Here is a 12,460-nt window from a genome sequence, read left to right on the forward strand (position 1 = left end):
TTATTCTTTATCAAAAGAGCTATATTTGTTACACCCTAGGGATTATCGCAAATAACGCAAATAAGTTAGATAAGTTATCAATTTGTGGTAAGAGAGTGAATGTGTCAGCTTGGCAGATACGATCAACCTCTAACATTGTTTCCACGTTTCCAAAGAGTTGACAATCTAAAATTCTTCTTGCAGGGCGGCTTGACAGCGATCGCACAACTGGGGATGCAAGGCCGATTGGCCAACAGTCTCAGAATAGTTCCAGCAGCGGACGCATTTCTTACCCTCGGCATGACCGACGCCAATCCACAGCCCCTCCCCCTCAAGGGTATAGGGCACAGCCACTGCTTCCCGTTCTGGCATGACCTCCACCTGGGACACTAAAAAGAGATAGCGCAGTTCATCCACGCCATTGCCACTGAGGACATCCCTAGGATTCATGTCCGCAAGGCGATCGCGCCACTCTGGATCGGTCACATAGAGCCAGACTTTGGCTTCCAAGGAGGAGCCAATCAGTTTTTCAGCCCGCGCCTGTTCGAGCACCTTATTGACCTCTAGGCGCAGTTGCCGCAGGCGTTGCCACTCCTTCGCTAGGGTAGGGTCACACCACTGGCTAGGAAGCTGCACCCAACCGCTTTGAAAGACTGAAAGGTAGGGACTTTTGAAGGGTAAATGTTGCCAAATATCCTCGGCTAGATGCGGAAGCACTGGGGCAATGGCACGGGCGAGGTTTTGAACCGCAATGGCAAGCACGGTTTGACAACTACGACGGCGATCGCTAGTGGGAGCACTGATGTATAGCCGATCTTTTGCGATGTCCAGATAAAAGTTTGACAAGTCAACAACACAGAGGTTTTGAATGGTTTGGAAAAAGCGATAGAACTGGAAGCTGTCAAAGGCTGCTGTCACTTCGGTGAAAACCTCCTGCAGCCGATGCAGCATATAGCGATCCAACGCCGGCAGTTGGGCATAGGGAATCGCATCCTGATCGGGGTTAAAGTCGTGGAGATTCCCGAGGAGAAAGCGGGCTGTATTGCGAATCTTGCGATAGACATCTGCCAACTGCTTGAGGATAGTTTTGCCAATGGGTACATCGTTGGCATAGTCCACGGAGGAAACCCACAGGCGCAGCACATCGGCACCGTAGGCAGGGTCTTGCTTTTGGTTTTTGCCCCCTTCAATCACTTCACGCGGATCCACGACATTGCCAAGGGACTTACTCATCTTCCGCCCCTGCTCGTCGAGGACAAAGCCGTGGGTGAGGACGGCCTTGTAGGGGGCTTGGCCTTTCACGGCCACCCGTGTCAGCAAGGAGGATTGAAACCAACCGCGGTGTTGGTCGGAGCCTTCGAGATAAAGATCCGCCTGCTGATCGCCGAGAACCGCTGCCCAAGAGGATCCCGAGTCAAACCAAACATCCATGGTATCGGTGCCTTTCTCGTAGCGATCGGCCTGATCTCGGAGCGATTCGGGGAGCAATTCAGCCACCGAGAGTTCCCACCACGCATCGGAGCCGCGATCGCGAATAATGGTTTGCACATGGGCAATAGTTTCTGCCGTCAACAGGGGTTCCCCCGTTTCTTTGTTATAAAAGACGGGAATGGGCACGCCCCAACTGCGCTGCCGCGAAATACACCAGTCGGATCGCTCAGCCACCATGGCCGTAATGCGGTTTTCCCCTTGGGCAGGAATCCACTTCACCTCAGCGATCGCCCTGAGGGCTGCATCCCGAAACCCTTCAACGGACGCAAACCACTGCTCTGTGGCACGGAAGATCGTTGGTTTTTTCGTACGCCAGTCGTAGGGATACTTGTGAACGTAGGGTTCTTCCTTGAGGAGGGCACCACAGTTTTGCAGGGCGGCAATCACCGCTTCATTCCCTTCCTTGAGCACATTGAGACCGGCAAAAGGTCCAGCTTCAGCCGTAAAACACCCATTCTCATCCACCGGCGATAGGATGGGCAGGCCATAGCGCTGCCCCACCGCATAGTCCTCTAAGCCATGACCGGGGGCAGTGTGCACGAGTCCTGTTCCTGATTCTGTGGTCACATAGTCGCCACCAATGACTATTTTGCTTTCCCGCTCAAAGAGGGGATGGCGATAGCAAGTATTTTCTAGGTCAGCCCCTCTGGCGGTGGCAACAACTTTGAGGGTGCACCCTAGGGTATTGCTGAGCCGATCTACCAGATCTTGAGCAACAATCAAGTACTGGTAGCGGGCACTGGGCTTCACTTCAACCAGCGCATAGGTGAGATCGGGATTGACACTGACGGCCAAGTTGGCGGGAATTGTCCAAGGGGTTGTTGTCCAAATGGCCACTCCCAATTTCCCTAGGGCTTTGTACCAAGACTTATCTAAACCTGCAGGCAGCTCAATGACTTCAAAGGCGGCATAGAGACTACGGGAGGTGTGGCCTTCGGGATATTCCAGTTCTGCCTCCGCAAGGGCAGTTTTGGAGCTAGGACTCCAGTGGACGGGTTTCAGGCCGCGATAGATATAGCCCCGCAGCACCATTTCGCCAAAGACCCCAATTTGGGCAGCTTCGTAGTCGGGGGTGAGGGTCAGGTAAGGATGCTCCCAGTCGCCCCAAACGCCATAGCGCTGGAAACTTTGCTTTTGTTCGGCGACCGTTTTCAGGGCAAAGTCCTTGGCCTGTTGGCGGAGAGTGAGGGGGGTCAACTGAGCACGCTGTTCGGGTTTCAGGTTTTGTAGCACCTTGAGTTCAATAGGCAAGCCGTGGCAGTCCCACCCTGGGCGGTAGCGAACTTTGCGTCCGCGCAGCAGTTGATATTTATTGATAATGTCCTTGAGAATTTTATTAAGGGCATGGCCAATGTGAAGGGCGCCATTGGCGTAGGGGGGGCCATCGTGGAGAATAAAGACCTCACCCGGATTGGTTTGCTGAAGGGTTTCATAAATCTGGTGCTGTGCCCAAAAGGCCTGCAACTGCGGCTCCCGTGTTGCGGCATTTGCCCGCATTTCAAACGTCGTTTGGGGCAGGTTGACAGTGTCTTTGTAGTCGGCGGTCGCGTCAGTCATGGGTGGGTACAGCGGGGTATGATGGTTTAGAGCAAGAAAAAATCAGGAATGGATTCAATTGTAGGGGAACTGTTCTTATTCACTCAAGGATGATTTCCGTTCTGGGGTTGGATCTGGGGCGCAAGCGCATTGGGGTCGCAGGGTGCGATCGCTTGGGGCAATTGGCCATGGGCTTGACGACAATTCAGCGCCGTAACTTTGCTAAAGATGTTGAGGAACTGCGGCAAATTTGTCAGGCACGCCAAGTGGAGCGTTTGGTGGTGGGCTTGCCTTACACATTAAATGGTGAATTGGGTTCCCAAGCACGGCAGGTGCAACATCTGGCAGAAAAAATTGGTGCGGCCTTGAACTTGCCAGTGGAATATGTGGATGAGCGACTTACCTCATTTCAAGCCGAGGAAATTCTTAAACAGCGGGGGCGATCGCCCCGTCACCACAAGGAACTCGTAGATCAAATTGCTGCGGCGCTGATTTTGCAACAGTGGCTTGATGCCCGTTCTCAAGCTCTAAAAGCAACATCGGCAGCCGTTGACCCTCCCTCCAAGGCATGAACTACCACCTGCGGGGCTGAAACTGCTCATCATTGAGAATGGTTATCCCATCTCCCGACTGCGCCAATACAAATAGCCCCTGCCGATAGGCATAGCGCGCTACCTCAGGGGGCACAATCATCCCTGCCACAGCGCCCAAGAGCTTCGTGTCGCGATACTGGTGCGCTAAACGGCGGAATTTGGCAATCCGCTCCAGATGCTCATCCACATCCCCTTGGCTGAGTTTGGTTTTTACCTCGACGAGAACTGCTTCCTCGCTGTTGACGACCAGCAGATCAATTTCTAAACTCTCATTTCCATCTTGGAGAATGACATCGCCGTAGAGTTGGGAGACGGCAATCCCACGGCTGCGAAAGAGGCGCAGCACAGCGGGGCGCACCTGCCATTCGACGAACTCCCCAAGGCGATTGCCGAGTTTGCCCAGTTGCTGGTTGAGTTGGCGCGCTTCTTCGCGCAGTAATCGCTCCGTTTCTTGGAAGCGGCGATCTGTTTCCTGAAACCTACGCTCCGTCTCTTGGAAACGGCGTTCTGTTTCCTTCTGAGCTTCTAGCAGCTCTGCTAGTAAACGCCAAACATCGTCGGGACTGTATGCCTGTGTCATTGCTTGGTTGACTTGCTAGAGACTTCCTAGCACACTGAGGAGTATCTATCACGATGGTAATCCAAGGTGTTCAATCATGGTTGACGCCTGCCCTCAGCAGGATACCCAAGCTAAATTCTGGATACTCGTCTTCGAAGCCGCCACCAATGAATCTAGAGACCCTACGCACCTACCACGACACTTATCCTGCTCTGCAGAATAAGACCTATCTCAACTACGGGGGTCAAGGACCGCTGCACCAAGATACTTGGCAGGCCATTCTCCAAAGCGATCGCCATATCCAAGCGGAAGGCCCCTTTGCTAATCGCGTGTTTCCGTGGCTCAGCCAGCAACTGCAAACCCTGCGGCAAGAACTGGCACAGCTTTTGGGGACAACGGCAGACACCATCGCCCTCACGGATTCAGTCACCACAGGCTGCAACATCGTCCTTTGGGGCATCAACTGGCAAGCGGGCGATCGCCTGCTGATTTCCAACTGCGAACATCCGGGAGTAGTGGCAATTACAGAGCAATTGGCGCGGCGGTTGGGGGTGGTCGTGGATCGGGTAGCCTTTTGGCCCTGGTGTGACGATGAGGTGGCCGCCATTGAAGCCCAACTCCATCCCCGCACACGCTTGGTCGTCCTCAGCCATTTGCTGTGGAATACCGGCAAGCTTTTGCCGCTGGACAAGATTGTTGACCTTTGCCACCGTCGCGGCATCCAAGTTTTGGCGGATGGTGCCCAAAGTGTGGGCATGGTGCCCCTGAATTTACCCGCCTTGGGGGTGGATTACTATGCCTTTACAGGACACAAGTGGTGCTGTGGACCTGCGGGACTAGGTGGGCTGTACATTCGGCGCGATCGCCTAGTCACATTGGAACCCACCTTTATTGGCTGGCGCGGCATTCACCAAACCCGTGAGGCGCAACCGGCGGGCTGGAAGGAGGATGCCAGTCGCTTTGAGGTGGCTACCACCGCCTTTTCCTTGGTACCGGGGCTAACCACTGCCCTGCGTATCCATGAGCAATGGGGAACTCCCGCAGCGCGATACCAGCGCATTTGTGAGTTGAGCCATTACCTCTGGCAGCAGCTACAGGGCATGGCAGGGTTGACCTGTCTGAGTCCCGTGCCGCCGCCGTCGGGCTTGGTGGCCTTTCAGTTGGCCAATGGTCAGCATCACCAATTGGTGCAAGACCTTGAGGCAGAGCATATCTTGGTGCGGGAGTTGCTCTCTCCTGCCTCAGTGCGTGCCTGTGTCCATTACTTTACGCTCCCCATGGAGTGCGATCGCTTTATTGCTGCCCTCAAACAGTGGCTACAGGAGCATCCTTAGAAGGCTTGAGACTGGAATGGGGGCGATTCTCTAGGAGAGAGGCCTACCACCTGCGGGGCTGAAACTGCTCATCATTGAGAATGGTTATCCCATCTCCCGACTGCGCCAATACAAATAGCCCCTGCCGATAGGCATAGCGCGCTACCTCAGGGGGCACAATCATCCCTGCCACAGCGCCCAAGAGCTTCGTGTCGCGATACTGGTGCGCTAAGCGGCGGAATTTGGCAATCCGCTCCAGATGCTCATCCACATCCCCTTGGCTGAGTTTGGTTTTTACCTCGACGAGAACTGCTTCCTCGCTGTTGACGACCAGCAGATCAATTTCTAAACTCTCATTTCCATCTTGGAGAATGACATCGCCGTAGAGTTGGGAGACGGCAATCCCACGGCTGCGAAAGAGGCGCAGCACAGCGGGGCGCACCTGCCATTCGACGAACTCCCCAAGGCGATTGCCGAGTTTGCCCAGTTGCTGGTTGAGTTGGCGCGCTTCTTCGCGCAGTAATCGCTCTGTTTCTTGGAAGCGGCGATCTGTTTCTTGAAAGCGGCGTTCTGTTTCCTTCTGAGCTTCTAATAGCTCCCCCAGTAACCGCCAAACATCCTCAGGGGTATATGCTTGCGTCATGACTCGATTGATAACTACCCACACCCCCTATCCTAAGCATCAATCGTTCCCACTGAGCACAGGATGCGGACGCAATGCCCAAGGGTCAGCAGGAAGTTTGAATTTGCTGCGCTGCAATGTGAGAGATCGCCAGCTTGAGAATGCGATGCTCCTGCACTTGGATGCGGGCATGGAGGGTTGCCGGCGTATCCTCGGGAAGAACTGGCACCGCTGCTTGGGCCAGAATTGGTCCGCTGTCCAGCTCCTCAGTGACGATGTGCACGGTACAGCCCGTGATTTTCACACCCGCCGCCAAGGCCTGCTCTACGGCATGTAGGCCGCGAAAACTGGGAAGCAAACTGGGGTGCAGGTTAATGACCCGCTGCGGATAGGCCCTAAGGAGCACGGGGGTAGCAATGCGCATCCAGCCCGCCATGACCACCCACTCCACCCCATAGGCCTTCAGGGTTTCCACAATGGCGGCATCGAAGCTTTCACGGCTGGGGTAGTGACGGTGGTTGAGAAGAACGCTGGGAATCTGCCACTGTTTGGCCCGCTCCGCCACAAAGGCATCGGGATTGTTGTAGATCAGCACTTGAAGTTGGGCGGGCAACTCCCCTTGGGCAATGGCCTCGGCAAGGGCAGCAAAATTGGAGCCATTCCCAGAGGCCAACACCCCCAGTCGCAGGGGGCGAGGGGCAGCAGAAACCACAGGAACTTCCCTAGACATGGTCAGCATTCCTCTTGGGGTCTCCCCCATTCTAAAGCCAGAGTGCCCTGTAAAAAACAAAAGGCCATTCCCCGATTCCTAGGGAATGACCTGCTCAAAGGACAACGGGGCACTAGAAGCTAAAGGTGGTGCGAATTGCCCCAATGACCAAGGTCTCGTTATTGGCGTTGCTGTTGGGGTTAAAGACAGCAATGACACCCGGTGTAATCGACAGGTTCTTGGAAAGCGCAAAGCGGTAGAACCCCTCTAGGTGATAGGAGTTAAATTCAGTAACACTACCAGTACCTTGAGGAATTGGTACATTGGTGGTGCTAATCAATTGCGGTGGCTGACCAAAGACTAGACCTGCCAGGTCGCCCTTGCGCCACAGATCGGGAGAGGCAAGCGTAATTGCCCAGTTGACAATCTCCGCTTCGCGACGATTAACCCCTGTGAAACCTGGTGGTAGAACACCATAGACGTTGGCATAGCCCACCCAGCCGGCAAGGTTGAACTTCTGAATGGGACGGTAGGTGAACTGGAAGCCAATAGCATCAGCAGCTTGCACTGTAACAGAGGGATTTAATGGGGTTGCTGCTGAGATTGCCCCAGCACTACCTGTACCGCCAAATGGGTCGAGTCCGTAGGAGTGAGTGTAGGTAACACCGAAAGCTAAGTTCTTCAGAGGAAGGACATCCACTTGGGCAAGGGCGGCATAGGCACCATCTAGAAAGCCTTGAGCAGTTACATTAGTGTTTGGGTTTGCTGCGTTCGGAGCGAGATAACCCACATTCAGGGTCACGCCCGTCCCCTTCTCCTTATTACTGATAAGGTCATACTTGAAGCTCACCCCTGCTGCGTTATCTCCCGAACCAGCACGGTAAATGGGATTGTAACGGCCAAAGCGCGACAGGGCACCCGTGTCACTGGACTGCAGGAAGGGGTTGAAGTTGTTAAAGTTGTCGTTGAATTCTCCCCCCACGAAGTCAAGAATAAGACGCCCTTTGGACGTTACAGGGAAACTGTAGAAGGCTTTTTGCAGTATAAACGTGTTACCAGTATCGCCATCATAGCCAAGGCGACCCATGTTAGTGTTAATGCTAGGGGGAGTAGTAGCGTTAGGGGGAGTGAGAGCGTTGTAATTTTTGATGTTTGCTGCCTGTAAGCGCAGCCGCAGGCGATCCTTGCCGTAGAAGCTGGTGTCAAAGTTGAGGCGCGTACGCTGGTTGGCCACGGGATTGGTGTTGAACGCAGTAAGAGGAGGATTAGCACCAGGGTTTAGTGCCTGTGTATCAGTCAAAACATCTGAAATGTTAAAGATAACGGTGGCGTTCAGCTTGGTGAGGGTGGCAAATTGCTGTGCTTCCAGTTGAGCCGTCTTGGCTTCCAGTTTGTCCACCCGACCCCGCAGGGTGGCCAGCTCAGCTTTGAATTCGTCTGTCAGGCGCTGTAGGGTTGCCAAGTCTTCTTTGGTGGCAAAACGGTCACTGATCACATCCAAGCAGGCGTTGAGGGCAGCGGCCATTTCATAGCGCGTGGCGGCGCGGTTGCCGCGGAAGGTGCCGTCGGGATAGCCGGCAATACAGCCGTATTTCTCGACAAGGGAGGCCAAGGCTTGGTAGGCCCAGTCGGTGGGGCTAACGTCAGAAAGCTGGGATACAGAGGTGACCTGCGGCTTGGAATCTTGGGTTGTCGGCAGTCCCAGTTCTTTTTCCAGTTCTGCCACCGAGGGAATCGCTTGGTGGGGGTTCGTCGGAGCCGGTAAGTCGCTTGGGGTTTCGGCGGCGGCGGCCATGGTTGCTCCCACCAAAATCGTGGGAATGAGCACTCCTAGCTTCGTCAATGAGGGAGACATAGACACTTTACTCCTTATTCACTCCTCGCGCTTTTCTACCCAAACCCTTTTCTGATAGTCCAGTAAGCTCAGGTAAGTAAAAGCTATAAGCATGCTAGCACATTCACCCACGATTGAGGAGCGTCTTGAGGTTAATCACCGGTTAAGGTTTCCCTAGTCCCCTGAGGGGTTAGAAGAGGTTTTTGAGGTCTCAGAGCGACTCCAGCCACCGCCAACGGATTGACCAATGCCCTGCAAAATGCCGCGGCCGATCAGCCCCAAACCGCGACCGATTACCTGCGTCAATAGATACACCACCCCCTTGCCGACCCAAGCCACAACCGCCCGTAGCGGCGGGGCTAAAGCATCGCGGGCTTCAAGGGCCAAGGTGAGAGCGTAGGGAATCCCCTCCAGTTGCATTAGCTCCTTTTGACGGGGAACGGTGAGGGTCAGTTCCTGAATGCCTCGCTGTGTCAGCCGCAGTAAGACGAGGCGGCTTTCAAAAATGTCTTGCGGTTCCTTGATCCAGCGCTGCCAGCGGTAATGCCAAGAGAGGGCGTTGCGAAAGCGTTCCATTTCCCGCGTTGAGGTGTATTGGGCCTGAAAAAAGGTTTCTTGGATGACCTCGCTATAGCAGCAGCGATTCAATAGCGGATAGAGAATGCCATTGGCCACCGTCAGCAGCCAGTGATCGAGGAGAGCATCGAGAATCTCTAGGGCGGCAGGCGTGCCATAGCGATAGGTGTGGTGGTGAATCTTGAGGGGTTGTTGGCTGAGCAAATGCGCTAGCATCTCCGCCCCGAAGGGAATGGACGGCAGATACACACTGGCTACGGTTTCCCTTTCAGTGAGCAGGAGGGCAATGAGATCCGAGTCACTGCCGAGGGCAAAGCGATAGGGCCGAAAAAACTCGCGCAGGCTCTGTTCCCAAAGATCCTGGAGTAGGGAGGGAATCCGCTGGTGCAGCAACTCAATGGCAGGGGGAGTGGCTTGCAAAGTGCGCACGAGAAGATCCCACTGCCGCAAAATCGTATAGAGGAGTTCCCGCCGCTGTTGGAGGGTGAGCACCTCTAGCTCCAAAGGCCGCGACGTCAGGTTCAAGAGATCCGACTGCATCCGTTGCAGGCAGCGATCCACCAGTTGCGAAAGCATTTCCACCTGCGGAGCCGCTGGAGGAGAGGGCACGTGACACGGCTGCGGCAATAGACGGGAGACCAACCAGTGGGCAGCGCGAATTTCTCGATAGCGACCTTCACACACCAACCGTTCAAGGGCAGAGAGGTGGGACGATCGCCCTAGGTGTTGATCCAACGCCTGCAACCAAGCCTCCATTTCCGCCAATCCCTGCTGGAGTACTTGATAGCGCCAGCGATCCCACCAATTGGGAAAGAGCACCTTCAAGGGCGGCTTGGGGGGCGTTACTGTGTGAACAATTTCCCCTTGGGCAATAGCGAGCATCCCCGCCAAGAGATCCCGCAGCGCTGTATGGCGATGGTAAATGCCCTCCACCCCCACCTGCTGGGCAAGGGAGACGAGTTCAAGGGCGGCGGGTCGCACAGTGAGCATCAGCCGCAGTGCTGGATAATGCCGTTTCAACCACTGCCACAGCCAAGGCGTGGTGGTATCATTCACCGTGAGTTGGGCATCGCACAGCACAATCCAAGGATGGCGTTCTGGATCGAGGGGCGTGGTTTCCAGATAGGTCAATAGACCCTGACCCTCGTGAAAGACTAGCGGCTCAATCCCCCACTGCTGCTGAATTCCTGTCCAAAGGCCAAGGCGCACCACATCCTCTCCCTCCACAATGATGAGACCAAAGTTGGGGGAGGCATCGGCAGTGATAGGTGACATCGACATTTGCGCAAGACCGAGTTGGGGTTGGGACTATTAGGATTGCATTAGGATTGCAGGTATGGCATCACGAACCATTGTGGGGACTAGCAGCAGCAAAATTTGCGCGACCAGCAATTGGGTGTACTTGTTTTCCAGCAAAATGCGGTGCGGTGGGTAAGGTATAATATAGGGGGTTAAGGGATTTTGTTTTGGGACTCACCTAACTCAACCTCTGCATAAAGATCACTGAGTTTTAAGGAAGTCTGTAACGAGGGCAGCGTTAATTCCTGCGTCATATCTTGCCAAATGGTGAGCAGCCATTGATGTTTAGCTTGCCGCAAATATTGTTCAACACAGGGGCGATCTTGGCTAATCAGCAGATATTCTTGCAGGGTCGGTATCTGACGATAGTCGAAAAACTTTGTCCCGCGATCGCGATCCTCTGTGGAAGGGGATAAAACCTCGGCAATGAAGATCGGCTGCATCACCACATCGCTGCGTCCTTCCATCAAGGGCACGGGCTTTGGCATCACCATGACATCGGGGTAGTAGTAGGACTGGGTTTCCGGAATCCAGAGGCGTTGATCTGTGATAAAGACGCGGTAGGGCTGTCCCTTGAGTGCTAAGCTCAATAGCACAGTTAGGGAACGAACCAGTTCATTGTGATTAACGCTGCCTCCGGGCACAGTGTAAAGTTCTCCTTGACGATACTCGTGGCGCTCCGTTGCCACCACTTCTTGAGCGAGGTAAGCTTCTGGAGTTAAGTACGTTACCGCTGGTGCCAATACTGTGGTCATAAAAGCTTCCCGTCAACGCAGTAATTCAATCCTAAACGCTGCCAACCCGCCCATGAGCTGAAATCTTTGGGCTAGGCTATACTGCTGAAGCTGTCATTTTTCCGAAGCGATGGAGCCAACGCCAGACTTTGTTTTGCCCATTCCAGCGGCGGATAGCCCCCTCTCTGAGGAGGAATTTCTGCAACAGGTGCGCCAAGCATGGCAGGTGTGTGAACGCTTTGACCTGCAAACGGAGATTTGGCGCGGGCAAATTCTACGGACGGTGCGCGATCGCTATCGCCATCAAGGGGATGAGCGGGGTATTGGCTTTCAGCAGTGGCTCCAGGAACAGGAGATTAGTAAACGTCGCGCCTATGATTTAATTCAGTTGGCCGATCGCGCCGATGAATTGCTCAGGGAGTGTCCTCTACCCCCGGCAGCCATTTCTCGCTTTAGTAAACGGGCCTTTTTGGAAACGGCCGCAGCGGATCCGCAAGTTCAAGCGCTGATTACCCAAGCGGCTGCGGCGGGCGATCGCATTACCCACCGCCAAGTTCGTCAACTACAAGAAGAATGGACAGCCCTACACGCTGATTTCCTGCCACCAGTGGTGCGGCAAAAGGCCAGCGATCGCACCCTTGCTCCCCGCTATGTCGCCCCCTTGGTCAAAGAATTAGAGAAACTCCCGCCGCAGCAACAGCAGGAACTCTGCCAAGAACTGGCCAGCGACCCCAGTGTGGAAACCGTCAAGGAAATCACGGCGACGGCTCGTCAACTGCGCCGCTATCTGGAGGCCGCTCCCCAAATTCAAGCCCTCAACGCCCACCCTGTGGATCTGAAACAAGCCCTCATGGAAGCGCAGCGCCTTGAACAACTGCAAACCGTTGTCGATCTCCTGCAGCAGGCTGCCCAACTGGAAAGTACCATTGCTCGGCTTTATACCACATGGCAGCGCCTCAGTCAGTTGAGCGATCGCCTCTACCAAGAGGCGGGGGCCAGCACACCCCAACTCCAAGCGCTATTAGAGGCTCTAGATGTTCTCTTTGGGGATATTGTGCAAATTGACTTGGCAGGACAAACCATTAAACTGCATATCTTTTCTGAAAGTCAAAGCGCTGTCCCCCCTTCCCCTTGAATTCTAACCCCATGGATCAACGGTGTCCCCATTACTGGTAACGTGGTATGGAAGCCCTTGAATGGCTGGCGGAGTAGTTA

General features: G+C 54.5%; 10 protein-coding genes. 3 read left to right on the plus strand and 7 right to left on the minus strand.

Annotated features, from left to right (window positions below):
• Window positions 1-165 precede the first annotated feature (165 nt).
• Window positions 166-3,027, minus strand: a complete 2,862-nt coding sequence (ileS, locus tag ACK4HN_RS09595) for an isoleucine--tRNA ligase (RefSeq protein WP_409869546.1) — start codon at window positions 3,025-3,027, stop codon at window positions 166-168.
• An 89-nt stretch (window positions 3,028-3,116) separates the two neighbouring features.
• On the opposite strand from ileS, the gene ruvX reads away from it, so the two are divergent.
• Window positions 3,117-3,578: a Holliday junction resolvase RuvX gene (ruvX, locus tag ACK4HN_RS09600; protein ID WP_409869545.1), complete on the plus strand. Its 462-nt coding sequence runs from the start codon at window positions 3,117-3,119 to the stop codon at window positions 3,576-3,578.
• 1 nt (window position 3,579) lies between these two features.
• On the opposite strand, the gene ACK4HN_RS09605 is transcribed toward ruvX, so the two are convergent.
• On the minus strand, window positions 3,580-4,179 hold the full coding sequence (locus tag ACK4HN_RS09605) for a hypothetical protein (RefSeq protein ID WP_409869544.1): 600 nt from the start codon (window positions 4,177-4,179) through the stop codon (window positions 3,580-3,582).
• A gap of 146 nt (window positions 4,180-4,325) precedes the next feature.
• Here ACK4HN_RS09605 and ACK4HN_RS09610 point away from each other — a divergent pair, with 146 nt between their 5' ends.
• On the plus strand, window positions 4,326-5,492 hold the full coding sequence (locus ACK4HN_RS09610) for an aminotransferase class V-fold PLP-dependent enzyme (RefSeq protein ID WP_409869543.1): 1,167 nt from the start codon (window positions 4,326-4,328) through the stop codon (window positions 5,490-5,492).
• Between the two features lie 43 nt (window positions 5,493-5,535).
• Here the strand turns inward: ACK4HN_RS09610 and ACK4HN_RS09615 are convergent, their stop codons facing one another.
• The 5 genes from ACK4HN_RS09615 to ACK4HN_RS09635 form a co-directional block, all read right to left on the minus strand.
• Window positions 5,536-6,114, minus strand: coding sequence for a hypothetical protein (locus tag ACK4HN_RS09615; protein WP_409869541.1), 579 nt, complete (start codon window positions 6,112-6,114; stop codon window positions 5,536-5,538).
• Between the two features lie 85 nt (window positions 6,115-6,199).
• Entirely contained in the window at window positions 6,200-6,832 is a 633-nt protein-coding gene (gene purN, locus ACK4HN_RS09620) for a phosphoribosylglycinamide formyltransferase (RefSeq protein WP_409869540.1), read from the minus strand.
• A 103-nt stretch (window positions 6,833-6,935) separates the two neighbouring features.
• Window positions 6,936-8,657: an iron uptake porin gene (locus tag ACK4HN_RS09625; RefSeq protein ID WP_409877566.1), complete on the minus strand. Its 1,722-nt coding sequence runs from the start codon at window positions 8,655-8,657 to the stop codon at window positions 6,936-6,938.
• Window positions 8,658-8,810: 153 nt separating this feature from the next.
• On the minus strand, window positions 8,811-10,487 hold the full coding sequence (locus ACK4HN_RS09630; protein ID WP_409877567.1) for a DUF3685 domain-containing protein: 1,677 nt from the start codon (window positions 10,485-10,487) through the stop codon (window positions 8,811-8,813).
• Between the two features lie 176 nt (window positions 10,488-10,663).
• Entirely contained in the window at window positions 10,664-11,266 is a 603-nt protein-coding gene (locus tag ACK4HN_RS09635; RefSeq protein WP_409870119.1) for a Uma2 family endonuclease, read from the minus strand.
• A gap of 109 nt (window positions 11,267-11,375) precedes the next feature.
• Between ACK4HN_RS09635 and ACK4HN_RS09640 the strand changes: the two genes are divergently transcribed.
• Window positions 11,376-12,380 carry a hypothetical protein gene (locus tag ACK4HN_RS09640; protein ID WP_409870121.1) on the plus strand — a complete coding sequence of 335 codons (1,005 nt, stop codon included), beginning with the start codon at window positions 11,376-11,378 and terminating at the stop codon, window positions 12,378-12,380.
• Window positions 12,381-12,460 lie beyond the last annotated feature (80 nt).

Source organism: Thermosynechococcus sp. (assembly GCF_046299655.1).
In the GTDB taxonomy this organism is placed as follows: Bacteria; Cyanobacteriota; Cyanobacteriia; order Thermosynechococcales; family Thermosynechococcaceae; genus Thermosynechococcus.